Source organism: Phenylobacterium sp., from assembly GCF_036723115.1.
Classification (GTDB): domain Bacteria; phylum Pseudomonadota; class Alphaproteobacteria; order Caulobacterales; family Caulobacteraceae; genus Phenylobacterium.
Genome location: NZ_DAIMHV010000056.1, coordinates 1 through 16,832 on the forward strand (window position 1 = coordinate 1; position 16,832 = coordinate 16,832).

Genomic DNA, 16,832 nt, shown 5'->3' on the forward strand with positions numbered 1-16,832 from the left:
GCCGGGGCCGGGGCCGCGGCGGGCGCCCGGACCGGGGCCTGTTCGCCGCTGGAGCCGATGTTGAACCGACCGACGCTCTGGGCGAGGCTTTCGGCCTCGCTGGCCAGGGAATGGCTGGCCGCGGTGGTCTCTTCCACCATGGCCGCATTCTGCTGGGTGACGCGGTCCATCTCGTTGACGGCGGTGTTCACCTGATGGAGGCCGGTGGCCTGCTCCTGAGCGCTGGCGGCGATCTCGGAGACCAGGCCGTCGATTTCGGCCACCTGGCTGACGATCCGCTGCAGCGCCTCGCCGGTCTGGCCCACCAGACCCACGCCCTGGGCCACCTGCTGAGAGGAGGCGCTGATCAGGGCCTTGATCTCCTTGGCGGCGTCGGCCGAGCGCTGGGCCAGAGCCCGGACTTCGGAGGCGACCACGGCGAAGCCCTTGCCGGCGTCGCCGGCGCGGGCGGCTTCCACGCCCGCGTTGAGGGCCAGGAGGTTGGTTTGGAAGGCGATCTCGTCGATCACGCCGATGATCTGGCTGATCTGCTCGGCGGACTTTTCGATCTCGCCCATGGCGGCGACGGCGTCGCCCACCACACGGCCGGTCTTCTCGGCGTCCCCGCGCGAGCTGGCCACCACGGTGGAGGCCTGCTTGGCGCCGTCGGCGCTGCGGCGGACGGTGGCGGTGATCTCGTCGAGGGCCGCGGCGGTTTCTTCCAGGCTGGCGGCCTGCTGTTCGGTGCGGCGCGACAGGTCGTCGGCGGCCTGGCTGATCTCGCCGGCGCCCGAGCGCATGGCCCGGACATTGACCGCCACGTCGGTCATGGCTTCCTGCAGCTGACCGATGGCCAGGTTGAAGTCGTCACGCAGCTTCACATAGTCGCCCGGGAAGGGCTCGGTGATGCGGAAGGTCAGGTTGCCGCGGGCCAGGTTGTCCAGGCCGGAGGCCAGACCCTGAACCACCTTGGCCTGTTCGGCGGCGGCTTCGGCGCGGGCGGCCTCGTTGCGGGCGCGCTCGGCCTCGGCGGCGCGGCGCTGTTCGTCGGTCTGGTTCTCCAGCCGGGCCTTCTCGATGGCGGCGTCCTTGAAGACCTGCACAGCCTCGGCCATCTGGCCCACCTCGTCCTTGCGGCCACGGGCGGGGATCTCAACGGAAGAGTCGCCTTCGGCCAGGCGGCGCATGGCGTTGGTCATGGCGTTGATCGGCGCGGCGATCATCTTCGACAGCAGCCAGCCCAGGATGCCGGCGATCGCAGCAGCGATGAGCATGGTGGCGGCGAGCAGGACGTTGGTGCGGCTGTTGATGGCCGCCAGCTGGGCGTTCGCGGCGTCGACGGCAGCGGTTTCGAACTCGGTGATCTTCTCCATGGGAACCTCGACCGCCGACATCAGCTCATCGGCTTTGCCCGACTGGCCGACCATCTCGGCGGCCTCGGAATAGGTCAGGGGGTTCATGGCCAGTTGCGCGCCGCCGTCCACGACCTGGACGAACCAGGCGTCAGCGGCCTTGATGGCGACATCGATTTCGGCGCTGATCGACGGATCGTGCGCCACCAGGGGGCGGAGTTCCTCCATCACCTTCTTGTAGTTGGCGCGGTGGGAGGCGGCCCGGTCCAGATAGTAGGGGTCAAGCGAGACCAGAAAGCCGCGGAAGCTGTTCTCCTGGCGGGCCAGGAAGAATTCCGCCCGGCTCACGCTGTCCAGGGCCATCTTGCTATCGGTGAGTTTCGCGCGGGCCGAGGTCAGCTGACCCAGGCTCACGAAGGTCATGGCTCCAGTCGCCATGATCACCAGAACCATCAGGGCGAAGCCCGCCGTAAGCTTACGCGAGATTTTCCAGTCGTTGAGCGACACGTCAGCCATCCCAGTCTTTGGGGCGCAACCGAAAGTCGATTGCGCCGAAAATTCACCTCAAATGAGGTCGTCGCGACCCGGTGACTTGAATCACCTGGCCCATTAACGCTGAGGTCACATCAGTCTTGAGCGCTGAAGAAACGGTTACCCGAATTGGGCTTGATCGTGCGCGGTCCTGGATTTTGTTTGTTTTTCCAGGCCTTCAGTCGGAAATGCGACAAAGTGGCGCAAGTTTACCTCCGCTCGCCTGGGGGCGCTCAGGCGGCTGCGGGAAAGCTTTCTTAACTCTGGCGCCCCGCAATGGGCGACAGTCCTGTTGGAAGAGCCAGCCAGATATTCGGACGGGCAGGGCTGTTCTCGCCTCTGGAGCGCCGAATGGCCCTCGAACCTACATCCCGCGGCCGCTTCAACCTGGATAAGGCCACGATCCTCATGCTCGAGGGCAACGGCATGGGGATGGATATCCTGGTTCAGATCGTCACGGGCCTGGGCGCCAAGTCGCTGCTGCGCTGCCAGTCTGTGGAAGAAGCGCAGGACGCGGTGAAGAAGGCCAAGGTCGACCTGGTCATCGCCGACGCCCTTTCGCCGGCCGGCGAGGGCTATGAGTTTGTGTCCTGGCTGCGAAAGTCCGCCGGCGAGCCCAACTGTTTCACGCCCGTGGTGGTCACCGCGGCGCACACCCCGGTCTCCATGGTGCAGAAGGCGCGCGACTGCGGCGCCCACTACATCGTCAAGAAGCCCCTGACCCCGGTGGTGATGCTGGAACGCATCCTCTGGATCGCCCGGGAGGCCCGGCCCTTCATCGAGGCGCCGACCTATGTGGGGCCTGATCGCCGTCACAAGAATGAGGGGCCGCCCAACGGCGTGCCACGCCGCCACGACGACCTGCCGGCCGAGGTCGGAGTCGCTCAGGAGCCGAACATGAGCCAGGACGAAGTGGACAACCTGATGTCGACGCGGAAGGTGACCCTGTGAGCGGCGTTCGAATCCACCGACCCAAATACGCCCTGGCCGCGCTCCTGAAGAAGCCCGGCGGCATGACCGTTCGCGACGCCGTGGAGCAGGCGCAGAGCAACCTGGAGGGCCTGCAGGAGGCCGCCTGGCCGGAACTCGATCAGCGTCTGGCCGATTGCGAGGCGGCGTTCGAGGCCTGTGGCGCGGCCTTTGATGAAGCGCGCCTGCGCGCGCACTATGAGGGCGCGGTTCGTCTCATCGGCCTGCCCAGCCTCTGCGGGCTGGACGCCCTGGAGAACGCCGCCCACAGCCTCTGTGACCTGCTTGACCGGCTCATCACCACGGCCAAGTGGGACCGGGACGGGGTCGAGGTGCACATCAAGGCCCTGCGGCTGTTGCGCAATCTCCCTCCGGAAGCCGCCGCGGCGGCAGGCCCCATCCTCGATGGCCTGAGGCGGGTGCGCGAACGGCACGCCATCCCCGCCAGCTGAACGGTCCGGGCGGCTAGACCGGCAGGCGCACCGTATTCTTGACCTCTTCCAGCACAGCGTAGGTGCGGGTCTCGCGGACGCCCGGCATCTGCACCAGGACCTCGCCCAGGAAGCTGCGATAGGCGTCCATGTCGGCCAGTCGCGCCTTGATCAGATAGTCGAAACCGCCGGCCACCATGTGGCACTCCAGGATCTCCGGGGTCCTGCGCGCGGCCTCGTCGAAGGCGGCGAACAGGTCCCCCGTGGTCCGGTCCAGCTGAACCTCGACGAAAATCAACAGCCCTCGGGCGATGGCGCGGGGATCGATGAGGGCGGCGTAGCCCTGAATGACGCCCCGTTCCCTCAATCGGCGCACGCGTTCGTGGCAGGCGGCGGCCGACAGGTGGCAGCGCGCGGCCAGCGCCTGGTTGGTCATCCGCCCATCGGCCTGAAGGTGACGCAGGATGTTCAGATCAAACTCGTCAAGAGTCACGGAAGGAGGCCCCCAATTTCGACGATTGTCCTGCCATAGCGGAAAATTGCCAAAACATCTTCGGTTCGACCTGGGTTATCACAGGGGGGCAAGGCAAGGGAGTTCCTCGCATGGACTGGAACCGGATCGACGCTCTCAAGCATGAGGACGAGGCCAAGGTGGTCGCCGATCTCCTGCGGCGCGCCCCCCTGGACGGCCCCGGGCAGGCGTCCGTCCGGCGTGACGCCGAGGCTCTGGTGCGTCAGGCGCGCGCCGGCGCCCGCCGGGGCGGCGTGGTGGAGAGCTTCCTGCAGGAGTTCAGCCTGGGCACCCGCGAGGGGCTGGCCCTCATGTGCCTGGCCGAGGCCCTGCTGCGCACCCCCGACGAGGCCGCCCGCGATCGCCTGATCGCCGAGAAGATCGGCTCGGCCGACTGGGCCGCCCATCTGGGGGCGTCCGACAGCCTGTTTGTCAATGCGTCCACCTGGGGCCTGATGCTCACCGGCCGCCTCGTGGAGCCGGACGCGGAAGCGAAGCGCGACCCCCGGGGCTTCCTTGGCCGCCTAGCTGGTCGCCTGGGCGAGCCGGTGATCCGCGCCGCCGTCGCCCAGGCCGTCCGCATCATGGGCGAGCAATTCGTCCTTGGACGGACGATAGAGGCGGCCTTGCGCCGGGCGCGCGAGGAATCCTGGCTCTGCTCCTTCGACATGCTGGGCGAAGGCGCGCGCACCTTCGCCGACGCCGCGCGATATGAAGACGCCTACGCCAACGCCATCGCCGCCGTGGGGCGGGCCGGCGCAGGCGAGGGGCCGGAGGCCGGTCACGGGGTCTCGGTGAAGCTTTCGGCGCTTTGTCCGCGCTATGAGGCGACCCAGGTCCAGCGGGTCCAGGACGAACTCTATCCCCGGCTGCTGCGGCTGGCCCGGCTGGCGGCCGATCATGACCTCAACCTGACCCTGGACGCCGAGGAGGCCGACCGGCTGGTCCTGTCCCTGCAGCTGCTCGACCGGCTGGCGCATGAGCCGAGCCTTGGCGCCTGGCGGGGGCTGGGCCTCGCCGTCCAGGCCTATCAGAAGCGCGCGCCTCAGGTGATCGCGGCGCTCAGCGATCTTTCGGCCCGTTCAGGCCGGCGGCTGATGGTGCGCCTGGTCAAGGGCGCATACTGGGACACTGAGATCAAGCGCGCCCAGGTGGCCGGCCGCCCCGACTATCCGGTCTTCACCACCAAGGCCGCCACGGACCTGTCCTATCTGGTCTGCGCAAAGGACATACTGGCTGCCTCGCCCAGGCTTTATGGCCAGTTCGCCACTCACAACGCCCATTCCCTGGCCGCCGTGCGTCAGATGGCGAGGGAGGCGGGCGTCGCGGTGGAATTCCAGCGGCTGCACGGCATGGGCGAAGCCCTCTATGGCGCCGCCGAGGCCGAGGCGCCTCTGCGCCTGCGAGCCTATGCCCCGGTCGGGGGGCACGAGGATCTGCTGCCCTATCTGGTGCGCCGCCTGCTGGAAAACGGCGCCAACACCTCCTTCGTCCACGCCCTGCTCGATGAGCGCGTCCCTGTGGACCAGGTGGTGGGCGATCCCATCGCCCAGGTGCGCGCCGCAGGCCCCGGCCGCCATCCGAAAATCCCGCCGCCGCCGGAGATCTATGGCCAGGACCGTCACAACGCCCGGGGCGTCGATCTCACCGTCGCTGCGGAACGGGACCGGCTGACCGCCGCCGTCCGCGCCCTGGAGCCCGTCACCGCCGGACCCCTGGTGGGCGGCGTGCTGCGCGCGGGCGGCGGCCTGTCGCCCCGCTATTCCCCGCAGGCGCCCGGCGCCGTGGCGGGGCAGGCGGCCGAGGCGTCGAGCGCCGATATCGAGGCCGCCTTCAGTCTGGCTCGGGCCGCCCAGCCGGCTTGGGACCGGGAAGGCGGCCAGGCTCGGGCCCGTGTCCTGCGCGCCATGGGCGACGCCCTGGAGGCCCACCAGGACCGGCTGATCGCCCTGTGCGTCCGCGAAGCGGGCAAGACCCTGGCCGACGGCGTGGCCGAGGTGCGTGAGGCGGTGGATTTCTGCCGCTACTACGCCAGCCTGGCCGAACGCCAGTTTGGCGGGCCGCAATCCCTGCCCGGCCCTGCGGGCGAGACCAACAGCCTGGAGTGGCGCGGGCGCGGTGTCTTTGTCTGCATCAGCCCCTGGAACTTCCCCCTGGCCATCTTCACCGGTCAGGTCTGCGCGGCCCTGGCGGCGGGCAACGCGGTCCTGGCCAAGCCCGCCGAACAAACCCCCCTGATCGCGGCCGAAGCGGTTCGGCTGTTCCACAAGGCCGGACTGCCGCCGGACCTGCTGGCCCTGCTGCCCGGGCGGGGCGAGACGGTGGGCGCCGCCCTGGTGGCCGACCTGCGCTGCGCCGGCGTGGCCTTCACGGGGGGGACCGAAACCGCCTGGGCGATCAACCGGACCCTGGCCGGGCGGCAAGGCCCCATCGCCCCCTTCATCGCCGAGACGGGCGGGCTCAACGGCATGTTCGTCGACACCACGGCCCTGCGCGAGCAGGTGATCGACGACGTCATCGCCTCGGCCTTCGGCTCGGCGGGCCAGCGCTGTTCGGCCCTGCGCCTGCTGTTCCTGCCGGAGGAAACGGCCGACGGCCTGATCGAGGGGCTGATCGGCGCCATGGACGCCCTGCGCCTGGGGGACCCGGCCGATGCCGCCACCGATGTCGGGCCGGTCATCGACGCCGAGGCGCACTCCGCCCTGGAGACTCATCTGGAGGGCTTGCGCGCCAGGGACCGCGTGCTGCACCAGCTGGCGGCGCCGGGGGAGGGGACCTTCTTCGGGCCGGTCCTGGCCCAGATCGAGCGGCCCAGCGACCTGACCGGCGAAGTCTTCGGACCCATCCTGCATGTGGTCCGCTATGGGCCGCACGACCTGGAACCCTTCGCCCGAGAACTCGCCGGCCTGGGCTACGGGCTGACCCTGGGCGTCCACTCGCGGATCGAGGGCTTCGCCCGCCGGGTGCGCGAGCTCGTTCCCGCGGGCAACGCCTATGTGAACCGCAGCATGATCGGCGCCGTGGTGGGCGTGCAGCCCTTCGGGGGCGAAGGGCTGTCGGGCACCGGTCCCAAGGCGGGCGGGCCGCACGCCCTGTTGCGCTACGGCGTCGAGCGCGCCCTCAGCGTCAACATCGCCGCCCAGGGCGGCGATCCGCAGTTGCTCAACCTCTGAGGCCTCAGGCCGAGCGTTCTGTCAGCCCGTGCTGGCCCATGCGCCAGAGCAGGGTTTCGATGCGGTCCTGACCGAAGAAGGGCTCGCCCTGGAAGACCATGGTCGGCACGCCCCAGTGGCCGCTGTCGTCCAGGGCCTTGTGGCTCTCCTGGATCACCGCCTCAATCCGGTCGGCCTCGTACTGCGCGGTGCGCTCCAGGACGGCCAGATCGAGCCCGGCGCGCTCGGTGGCCCGGGCCAGATGATCGCCGGTGTTCCAGCCGTCCACCTCGCCGCTCCAGATCAGGGGCGCCACCTCGCCGATGAAGGCCAGGCCCCGTCCGGCGTCCACGGCCGCCTGGCCCAGGTGGGTCAGCCGCCGGATATAGGGCTGGTCGGCGGGCACCTCGCCGGTGGCCATGTTCATGACGATGGGATCGGGCCGGGGTGGGCCGAAGCCCATGCCCAGCATCTGGGCGGTCCGGAAGCAGTCGCGGACGGTGTACATGGGCCACTTGGGGTTCTGCCGCTTGAAGAAGCCGTCCACCCGCACCGCCAGGGGATAGACCGGACGCAGCCGCACATCCACGTCGTAACGCTGCGAGATCTCGATGAGGCGCGGTGTCGCCAGATAGGAATAGGGGCTGCGGAACGACCAGAAGAGGTCGAAGGCGAGGGTCATGGCGTTTCTCCCCAAGGGTGTGGCGGGCCCGCGCCCGCCCTGTCTTTTCGTCCACCCCCGGTGAGGCGGCTTAAAGCGAGGCGGCTTATATTGGCGCGCTGAGCGCCAATTTATAGGGGCTCCGCGCCCCGGTCGACTGCGGATTTTTCAGGCGACGCCCGCGCTTCGGCGCCGCCCAAACCGTCCATGCGCTTCTCCCGCCGCGTGCCAGCGCCTCGGGGCTTCTGCGCCTGCGGGCCTTCAGCCCACAGTCAAGGCGAACCAGGGCGGGGGAGAGACATGGGACTGAGCCGGCGGAGCCTGTTGATGCGGTTGGGCGCCCTCGGGGGCGCCGGCGTCGCCTATGCCGCCATGGGCGTGCTGGGGGTTGAGGCCATGGCCGCGGCCAGCGGGACGCCGCCCGCCCTGCCCGGGGACCTGGGCCGTGGGCGCAGCGTCGTCATCCTCGGCGGCGGGATCGCCGGGCTGGTGGTCGCCTATGAACTGGAGCGGGCCGGCTTCGCTGTCACCCTGCTGGAGGGCCGCTCCCGGCTCGGCGGCCGCAACTGGACCCTGCGCGGCGGCGACAAGGTGGAGATGGAGGGCGAGGCCACCCAGACGGTGGGCTTCGGCGAGGGGCTCTATCTGAACGCCGGCCCGGCCCGCATTCCCAGCCATCACGAGGGGCTTCTCGGCTATTGCCGCCGCCTGGGCGTGCCGCTGGAGGTCGAGATCAATGTGAGCCGCAGCGCCTATCTGTGGTCCGAAGGCGGCCGGCCGCTGCAGATGCGCCAGGGCATCAACGACACCCGCGGCCACATCGCCGAACTGCTGGCCAAGGCGGTCAATCGCGGCGCCCTGGACGCCGACCTGACGCTGGAGGACCGGGAAAAGCTGCTGCCCTTCCTCAAGGCCTATGGCGATCTCACCGACGACTACAGTTTCCTCGGCACCGAACGTTCGGGCTTCGAACAGGTCCCGGGCGCCGCCGACCAGTTCGCCCGGGCGCGCAAACCTGTGCCCCTTAAGGACCTGCTGGCCAATCCTCAGCTTCGGGCGACCCTGTTCGAAGACAATATCAACATGCAGGCCACCATGTTCCAGCCGGTGGGCGGCATGGACCGGATCGTGGCCGGCTTCGAGCGCGCCCTCCGCAGCCCCGTCATGCTGAACGCCGAGGTCACCGGCATCACCCGCAAGGCCGAGGGGGTGGCGGTCGCCTGGCGCGACGCGGGCGGCGCATCGCGCCTGACGGAGGCCGATTTCGCGGTCATCACCATACCGCTCGCCCTGCTGGCCAAGATCCCGGCCAATTTCGAAGCCCCGGTGGCGGCGGCCGTGGCCAGCGTCCCCAACGCCTTCTCCAACAAGATCGGCTTCGATGCGCCCCGCTTCTGGGAGAAGGAGCAGATCTATGGCGGCATATCCTGGGTAGGGGGCGACACCTCCCTCATCTGGTATCCGTCCAACGATCTCCACAGCGAGCGCGGCATGCTGCTGGCCTGCTATGGCTCAGGCCCCGCCGCCAAGGCCTTCGCGGCCCGGCCGCTGTCCGAACAGATCGCCGCAGCCCGCGCGGCTGTGGGCCGCGTCCATCCGGGCCAGGAGGCGAACCTCGCCGCCCCGGTGGTGGTCAACTGGAGCAAGGTGCCCTTCAGCATGGGCCCGTGGCCCGACTGGTACGGCCAGGCGGGGCAGGAGGGCCATATGGACAGTCCGGCCTATCGCCTGCTGAACCAGCCCCATGGGCCGATCCATTTCGCCGGCGCCCATCTCAGCCAGACGCCCGGCTGGCAGGAAGGCGCCGTGCTCTCGGCCCACCGCACCATCGCCGCCCTGGCCGCCCAGGTGCGGGCCCAGGACCTGGTCCGTCCGGCCGCCTAGCTTCGCCGTCCGCCCCGGGGCAAGATCGCTCAAACAAGTTCAAGGAGACGTCCATGCGGCCCTTCGCCAGCGCCCTTATTCCCGCCCTGCTGCTCCTGGCCGCGGGTCCCGCCGCCGCGGAGATCGAACGCATTGGGGCCGCCACCTCGCCCATCGCCAGCGCCGTGGTGGTGCCGGCCGGTTACGACATGATCTATATCAGCGGCATCACCCCGCCGGTTCTGAACCCCGACGCCCCGGCCGGCGCGCCCCGGGAGTTCGGCGACACCAAGACTCAGACCATCGGCGTCATCGAGCGGATCAAGGCCATTCTGGAAGCCCGCGGCGCCAGCCTGGCCGATGTGGTCATGATGCGGGTTCTGCTGGTGGGCGATCCCGCCCTGGACGGCCAGATGGATTTCGCCGGCATGATGGAGGGCTATCGGCAGTACTTCGCCAACGAGGCCCAGCCCAACAAGCCCGCCCGCATCACCTCCCAGGTGGCCGGCCTCGTGGCGCCGGGCATGATGGTCGAAATCGAGGTCCAGGCCGCCGTCACCCCCCGGTGAGTGCGCCGCCGGGCCGTGGGTTTCCCCCAAGGCCCGGCCTCTCTAGGATAGAGGGCAGGGACCGCCGTCGGCGGCGCTTACGCCTGGGCGGGGATGGTGCGGCTTGACGTTCGAACAGCTCGTAACCCTTGCTGTCCTGGCCGCGGTCGTGGTGGCCCTGCTCAGCGACCGGATCCGGGCCGATGTGGCGGCCATGGCGGCCGCCGCGGCCCTGGCCGGCCTGGGGGTCGTCACTCTTGAGGATCTCGGACGGGGCCTGGCCAGTCCCGCCATCGTGGCCCTGGCCTCCCTGTTCATCCTGGCCCGCGCCCTGGACGTGACCGGGGTGATGGGGGTGGTCATCCGCTCTGCGGCGCGCATGACCGACCGCATGGGGGCGGCCTCGGCGCCCCTCATTATCGCGCTCTGCGGATCCCTGTCGGCCTTTCTGAACAACACGCCCATCGTGATCCTGGCCGCGCCGCTCATGCAGGACTCCGCCCGACGCATCGGCGTCTCGGCCAAGCGCCTGCTCATCCCGCTGTCCTACGCCTCGATCATGGGGGGCTCCTGCACCCTGATCGGCACCTCCACCAATCTCCTGGTGGACGACATGGCCCAGCGTCAGCACCTGCCGCCGTTCAGCCTGTTCGAGATCACCGGCGTCGGGCTGGCCATCGCCGCGGCCGGGGCGCTCTATCTGGTTTTCGTGGCGCCCCGTCTCCTGCCGGCCGATGACGGGGTTTCGCCCGAGACGGTCCGCACCGAGGCCGGCCCGGCCTTTCGCCCCGCCCAGGGCCTGGCGGCGGTGACCATCTTCGCCTTCGTCCTGGGGGCTGCGGCTGGCGGCCTCTCCATCGCCGTGGTCGCCTTCATCGGGGCCATGGCGCTGCTGCTGTTCCGCGTGCTGAGTCCGGAAGACGCCTATTCCGGCCTCAGGCCGCAGGTGCTGCTGATGATCGGCGGCATGCTGGTGGTGGGCGAGGCCCTGGGCAAGACCGGCCTGGCCTTTTCGGCCACCAACACCGTGGCCGCCTGGGTGCAGCCCCTGGGCCCCATCGCCGCCCTGGCGGTGATCTACATCGCCACCTCGATCCTGACGGAGATCATGTCCAACGCCGCGGTGGCCGTGCTGATCACCCCCCTGGCCATCGGCCTGGCGGAAAATCTGGGGGTGGCGCCCCGGCCCTTCGTGGTGGCCGTGATGATGGCCGCCAGCGCCTCCTTCGCCACGCCGGTGGGCTACCAGACCAACGCCATCGTCCAGCAGATCGGTCGCTACAGCTACATGGACTTCGTGCGGGTGGGCCTGCCGCTCAACGCCATATCGGCGGTGGTGGCGGTTTGGATGATCCCCAAGGTCTTTCCGTTCTGAGCTAGGGCGCGGGCCTGGCTTCGGGCGCCATGAGGGCGGAGACGAAGCGGTCGCGCCAGGCCGAAACGTCGGTGGCCTTCAGCCCCTCCATCAGCACTTCCCACCGTCGGCGCCGCTCGTTGAGCGGCATGGCCAGGCCCCGGGCGATGGCGTCGGACACGTCCTCGCGGCTGAAGGGATTGACGATCAGCGCCTCGCCCATCTGTTCGGCCGCGCCGGCGAAGCGCGACAGGATCAGCACGCCCGGATCAGCCGGGTCCTGGGCGGCCACATATTCCTTGGCCACCAGGTTCATCCCATCGCGCAGGGGCGTCACCAGCCCCACCTTGGCCGCCCGATAGATGCCCGCCAGCTGGTCGCGGCGATAGCTGCGGTTCACATAACGGATGGGGACCCAGTCCACGGTGGCGAAGGCCCCGTTGATCCGGCCAGACACCCCGTCGAGCCGGCCGCGGATCTCCTGATAGGCCTCCACATCCTCGCGGCTGGGGGTGGCGATCTGCAGCAGGAACACCTTCTCCTGCTGGTCGGGATTGTCGATGAGGAACTGCTCATAGGCCAGGAAGCGCTCCTCCAGCCCCTTGGAGTAGTCCAGCCGGTCGACGCCGATAATCATCTGACGCCCCACCAGGCTCGCCTGCATGCGCTCCAGCTCCTCGCGGGCGGTGGCGCCCTCCAGGGCCGCGGTGAACTCCGCCACGTCCATGCCGATGGGAAAGGCGCCCACATCCAGGTTGCGACCAAAGGCGCTCAGTCGCCCGCCGTCCACCCGGCCGTCCGGCGTCTCATGCCGCACATAATCGCAGAAGGCCTCTAGCGAGTCCTCGGACTGGAAGCCTGCCAGGTCGTAGTCGAACAGGGCCTCCACCAGCTGGGCATGCCTCGGCAGGGTGGTCAGCATATGCCGCGCCGGCCAGGGAATGTGCAGGAAGAAGCCGATCCGGTTGGTCACGCCGCGGCGCCTCAACTCCTGAGCCAGGGGGATGAGGTGGTAGTCGTGAACCCAGACGAAGTCCCCGGGCTCGATCAGAGGCAGCACCGTCTCGGCGAAGCGGGCGTTCACCCGGGCATAGCCTTCGCCATAGGCCCGCTCGTAGGCGGTCAGATCGATGCGGTGGTGGAAGAGCGGCCAGAGCGTCTTGTTGGCGTAGCCGTTGTAATATTCCTGAACATCCTGGTCCTCGAGGTCCAGGGTGGCCACAGTGACGCCGCCCACCCGCTGCACCCCCACCTGGCCGGTATAGGCCTCGGTGGTGCGGCCGCTCCATCCGAACCAGACGCCCGAATGCTCGCGCAGGGCCGCGGCAAGGGCCATGGCCAGTCCGCCTTGCGAACCGCCGCCGGCGTCGCGGGGCGGGCTTACCCGGTTGGAGACGACGATCAGCCGGCCCATCAGGCGGCTCCCGGCGCAGGCGCTTCCATGGCGCTGATGGCCGACGCCGCCCCCTTGCCGCCGTCAGGCTTGAACTCCGGGGCCACGAGATGCAGGTGCGGATAGGGGATCTGCACGCCGGCCGCCTCCCAGGCCGACTTGATCCGACGGTTGAAGGCCCGGCCGACGCCCCACTGGGCGCCTGGCGGCGTTTTAATCCGTCCACGGAGCACAACGCTGGAATCGCCCAGCGACACCACGTCCATGATCTCCAGAGGCTCAAGGATTCGCGCCGCGAACGCTGGGTCCGCCCGCATCTCTTCCACCACCTCCGCCATGACCTCGAAGGCCCGATCGATGTCGGATTCGTAGGAAACGCCCAGTTCCGCCACATGGTAGGAGAAGGTTTTCGTCATGTTGTGGATGATCTGGGCCTCGCCGTACGGCATCACATGCAATGTGCCGTCCAGGGCGCGCAGGCGGATGGTGCGGATGGTCATCTGCTCCACCACCCCGCTCGAACCGGAAATCTCCACCACGTCGCCCACGGCGACGATGTCCTCCGCCACCAGGAAGATGCCGGTGAGGAAGTCCTTCACCAGGGTCTGAGCGCCGAACCCGATGGCCAGGCCCACGACGCCCGCGCCGGCCAGGATCGGTCCGATCTGCACGCCGACCTCGGCGAAGATCATCAAGGCGCCGATCAGTATGATCACCCCGCGGGCGATCCCATGGAGCAGGGGGCCGATGGTGTTCAACTGGGCGGTCCGCCGGGCGCCCCCGCCCTCCTTGTGCGACAGCCTGTTCAGGGTGCGGTTGATCACCAGGCCCGTCAGTTCCATGGCTGCGAAGGTGATCACGGCCAGGACGGCGATCCGCACCGTCCCCTGGACCAGGTCCTGCCCCACGCCCACGGACAGCCATCCGATCAGGTCGAAACCCCAGATGCGGGCCAGCAGAACCAGGAAGGCCAGGATGAGGCCGGTGAGGAATACCGACCAGGCCAGATTGACCACCCGCCGCGTGCGCAGGGACTTTTCGACGTCGTCCGGTCCGGGGGCGGCCTGGGCGCCCTTGTGCAGGAGACGGCGGACAATCATAGCCAGGACGCCGGCTGTCGCCGCAAGGCCAAGCGACAGGCCGATGTTCAGCCCCAGAGCGGCGGGGCTCAGCTCAAGCAGGGCGCGCCAGCTTTCCCGGAACCCGGTGATGATCTGTTCGCTTGCCGTGGTGACTTCCAAGCCCCGTCCCTCCAAGTTGCGCCATCCGGCGACCTTTGAGCTTCACAAGGCAGGAACGCCGCAGGCGGGGGGATGGGTTCAAACCGATGTCAGAGACGGCTAGACCATCTGGGTGGCGGCGGGACAGCGAGCAGGCCACGCGGCAAGATGAAGGCCAACGGCATGGATGACGGACGCCTGTGACCTCCCAATCCTCCCGGCACCCGGCCGATGACGGCAAGCCCTCGGCGCGGCTGAAGGCCTTCTGGCGTTTCCGCGCCAAGCTCCGGGCCCTCTATCATGGGGACTCGCCGGCGGCGGTGCGCTTCCGTCTGGCGGTGATCGGCGTCGATCTGGTGCTGATCGCCTTCTTCATCGCCGCGCCCTTCCTGCGCGACACCCGCGCCTTCCTGCCTCTGGACCTGGCGGTGGCGGCCATCCTGGCCACGGACCTGGCGGCGCGCGCCCTGGCCTGGCGCAGCCTGAAATCCTGGATCCGACGCCCCATCGTGCTGGTGGACCTGTTCGTCCTGCTGACCCTGTTGTTTCCCACCGTCCTCTTCAACCTGGCCTTCCTGCGCGTGCTGCGCATCTGGACCCTGTTCCACTCGGACTTCTTTTGGGAGACGATCGGTCAGAGGTTCGACGACACCCGCTGGGAGGACGTGATCCGGGCGGCCGCCACCCTGATCACCTTCGTCTTCGTGGCCACAGGCTTCGTCTACACCATCTATGTGGGCGAGGAGGGGGGCGTCAGCGGCTATGTGGACGCCCTCTATTTCACCGTCACCTCGCTGACCACGACGGGGTATGGCGACATCATCCTGCCCGGCATGGGCGGGCGCCTGGTCTCCATCGTCATCATGATCTCGGGCATCACCCTGTTCGTGCGGTTCGCCCAGGCCCTGTTCCGGCCCTACAAGGTCCGGTTTTCGTGCCAGGTGTGCGGCCTGGCCCGGCATGAGCCCGACGCGGTGCACTGCAAGGCCTGCGGCGCCTTGCTGAACATTCCCAACGAAGAATCCTGAGCCGCCCGCGCGTCGACAAGTTCACGTTTGGCGCGCCCTCTTATCGACAGCCTGCGGCGGTTCCGGGCGGCGTTTTCGGCGAACGCGGCTCTCGGGCGGATCAGAAAGCCGATTGAAAACAGGCTGATCGCTGTCGGCGTGGCGCGGAAGCCGCAGGGCGCCGCCTGCATCGAACTGTCACATAACCGTTCCTGACCTGTCATTGAGCTTACCTAGAAGGGCTCCCGGGCTAGCGGGCGTTCAGGTCTCGGGGAGACGGGGATCGGCCGGCGCCTGCGCAATTTCACGCCACGGCGGAGAGCAAAATGACCGGCACTTCCACCCTCAAGAACCTGCTGATCGTCTCGATCAGCGCCATGGCCCTGGCCGCCTGCGGCGGCGGCGCGGACAATGTCGCCTCGCCCGGCGAGGGCGCCTTCCCGCCGAGCAATCCGACGACGCCGACCACCCCGACCAATCCGACCAACCCCGGCACCGGTACGGCCGCGGCCGACTGCCCGACGGGCTTCACCAATGTCGGCGTGATCCTCAACGGCACCCTGCGCAACTGCCAGTTGCCCTCGCTGATCACCGGCAATCTGGTGGTCCCGGCCCGCGCCGGCACCATCTACTCGGTCAGCGGCCGCACCGATGTGGGCCAGGACCGCGGCGCCGACCCGGCCAACCCGATCGCCGGCGCCCAGGCGGGCGTGCTGACCATCGAGCCGGGCGTGCGCATCTTCGGCTCGGCCGGCCTCGACTACATCAACGTGGTCCGCGGCTCGCAGATCTTCGCCGAGGGCACCTCCACCAACCCGATCATCTTCACCAGCCGCCAGAACATCGAAGGCACGACCGGCGCCGACTCCATCGGCCAGTGGGGCGGCCTGGTGATCTCGGGCCGCGCGCCCATCGCCTCCTGCCCGGCCGGCACCACCCCGCCGAACGTGAACTGCGTGGCCACCTTCGAGGGCGGCGTCGCCCTCTATGGCGGCAACACGCCCACCGACAATTCCGGCCGTCTGCGCTATGTGCAGGTCCGCTATCCCGGGTTCGAGATTCAGCCGAACCGCGAGCTGAACGGCATCACCTTCAACGGCGTCGGTTCCGGCACGACCGTTGAATACATTCAGGTCCATAACAGCTCGGACGACGGCATCGAGTTCTTCGGCGGCACCGTCAACGCCAAGTACGTGGTCATCACCGGCGCCGACGATGACAGCGTGGACACCGATGAGGGCTGGCGCGGCGGCATCCAGTACTTGATCGTTCGCCAGCGCGCGAATGGCGGCGACCGCGTCTTCGAAATGAGCTCGGTGGGCGTCCAGGCGTCGCTCAACTCCATCCCGAAGATCGCCAACTACACCGTGATCGGCTCCACGCGAACCGGCGCGGGCGATGTTCAGATCCTGAACACCGGCACCGGTGGCCGCTTCATCAACGGCATCCACGTGTCCACCAACCCGGCCACGGCCTGTCTGGACGTGGACACCGCCTCCACCGTGGCCGCCGCGCCGCGCTGGGACTCGGTGGTCTTCTCCTGCGCCATCGCCTTCCGCAACGACAGCGACGTGGATGGCGCGGCGACCCAGGCCCTGTTCAACGCCGGGGTGAACAACAATTCCAACTTCACCTCGACCCTGACCGGCGGCTTCGTGAACGGCGCCAATGAGAGCGCTCACCCGGCCACCGATCCGAAGACGATCTACTCCTTCTTCGACACCACCAACTATATCGGCGCCGTTCGCAACGCCGCCGACACCTGGTGGCAGGGCTGGACCTGCGGTCTGACCAGCGGCTCGAGCTGCTGATCAAGCGGGCGCGGCGGGACTGCTCCCCCCGCGCCATACGCATTACTAGG

General features: G+C 68.8%; 13 protein-coding genes. 8 read left to right on the top strand and 5 right to left on the bottom strand.

The window, feature by feature from the left end; all coding sequences use genetic code 11:
• On the bottom strand, positions 1–1,847 hold a 1,847-nt coding region (locus V7D28_RS07805), incomplete at its 3' end, for a methyl-accepting chemotaxis protein (RefSeq protein ID WP_333586816.1).
• A 366-nt stretch (positions 1,848–2,213) separates the two neighbouring features.
• Between V7D28_RS07805 and V7D28_RS07810 the strand changes: the two genes are divergently transcribed.
• Together V7D28_RS07810 and V7D28_RS07815 are read left to right on the top strand one after the other, a co-directional pair.
• Positions 2,214–2,813 carry a response regulator gene (locus V7D28_RS07810; RefSeq protein ID WP_333586817.1) on the top strand — a complete coding sequence of 200 codons (600 nt, stop codon included), beginning with the start codon at positions 2,214–2,216 and terminating at the stop codon, positions 2,811–2,813.
• The gene (locus tag V7D28_RS07815; RefSeq protein ID WP_333586818.1) at positions 2,810–3,283 is read left to right on the top strand and encodes a hypothetical protein; all 474 of its coding nucleotides are present in this window, start codon (positions 2,810–2,812) and stop codon (positions 3,281–3,283) included. The genes V7D28_RS07810 and V7D28_RS07815 overlap by 4 nt, the downstream gene beginning before the upstream one ends.
• A gap of 13 nt (positions 3,284–3,296) precedes the next feature.
• On the opposite strand, the gene V7D28_RS07820 is transcribed toward V7D28_RS07815, so the two are convergent.
• Positions 3,297–3,755, bottom strand: coding sequence for an Lrp/AsnC ligand binding domain-containing protein (locus V7D28_RS07820; RefSeq protein ID WP_333586819.1), 459 nt, complete (start codon positions 3,753–3,755; stop codon positions 3,297–3,299).
• Between the two features lie 110 nt (positions 3,756–3,865).
• On the opposite strand from V7D28_RS07820, the gene putA reads away from it, so the two are divergent.
• Entirely contained in the window at positions 3,866–6,946 is a 3,081-nt protein-coding gene (gene putA / locus V7D28_RS07825; RefSeq protein ID WP_333586820.1) for a bifunctional proline dehydrogenase/L-glutamate gamma-semialdehyde dehydrogenase PutA, read from the top strand.
• Positions 6,947–6,950: 4 nt separating this feature from the next.
• On the opposite strand, the gene V7D28_RS07830 is transcribed toward putA, so the two are convergent.
• Complete coding sequence (locus V7D28_RS07830; RefSeq protein WP_333586821.1) at positions 6,951–7,607, bottom strand: 2-hydroxychromene-2-carboxylate isomerase; 657 nt, start codon at positions 7,605–7,607, stop codon at positions 6,951–6,953.
• 306 nt (positions 7,608–7,913) lie between these two features.
• On the opposite strand from V7D28_RS07830, the gene V7D28_RS07835 reads away from it, so the two are divergent.
• From V7D28_RS07835 to V7D28_RS07845, 3 genes are all read left to right on the top strand, one after another.
• Entirely contained in the window at positions 7,914–9,470 is a 1,557-nt protein-coding gene (locus V7D28_RS07835; protein WP_333586822.1) for a flavin monoamine oxidase family protein, read from the top strand.
• A gap of 53 nt (positions 9,471–9,523) precedes the next feature.
• Entirely contained in the window at positions 9,524–10,018 is a 495-nt protein-coding gene (locus V7D28_RS07840) for a RidA family protein (protein WP_333586823.1), read from the top strand.
• Positions 10,019–10,121: 103 nt separating this feature from the next.
• A complete protein-coding gene (locus V7D28_RS07845) occupies positions 10,122–11,372 on the top strand; it encodes an SLC13 family permease (RefSeq protein ID WP_333586824.1) in 1,251 nt (416 codons plus the stop codon).
• Position 11,373: 1 nt separating this feature from the next.
• On the opposite strand, the gene otsA is transcribed toward V7D28_RS07845, so the two are convergent.
• Positions 11,374–12,765 (bottom strand): alpha,alpha-trehalose-phosphate synthase (UDP-forming), encoded by a 1,392-nt coding sequence (gene otsA / locus V7D28_RS07850; protein WP_333586825.1) that lies wholly within the window; start codon positions 12,763–12,765, stop codon positions 11,374–11,376.
• Positions 12,765–13,985 carry a mechanosensitive ion channel family protein gene (locus tag V7D28_RS07855; protein ID WP_333586826.1) on the bottom strand — a complete coding sequence of 407 codons (1,221 nt, stop codon included), beginning with the start codon at positions 13,983–13,985 and terminating at the stop codon, positions 12,765–12,767. The genes otsA and V7D28_RS07855 overlap by 1 nt, the downstream gene beginning before the upstream one ends.
• 179 nt (positions 13,986–14,164) lie before the next feature.
• On the opposite strand from V7D28_RS07855, the gene V7D28_RS07860 reads away from it, so the two are divergent.
• On the top strand, positions 14,165–14,992 hold the full coding sequence (locus V7D28_RS07860) for a potassium channel family protein (protein ID WP_333586827.1): 828 nt from the start codon (positions 14,165–14,167) through the stop codon (positions 14,990–14,992).
• Between the two features lie 305 nt (positions 14,993–15,297).
• On the top strand, positions 15,298–16,782 hold the full coding sequence (locus tag V7D28_RS07865) for a hypothetical protein (RefSeq protein ID WP_333586828.1): 1,485 nt from the start codon (positions 15,298–15,300) through the stop codon (positions 16,780–16,782).
• Positions 16,783–16,832: the final 50 nt, after the last annotated feature.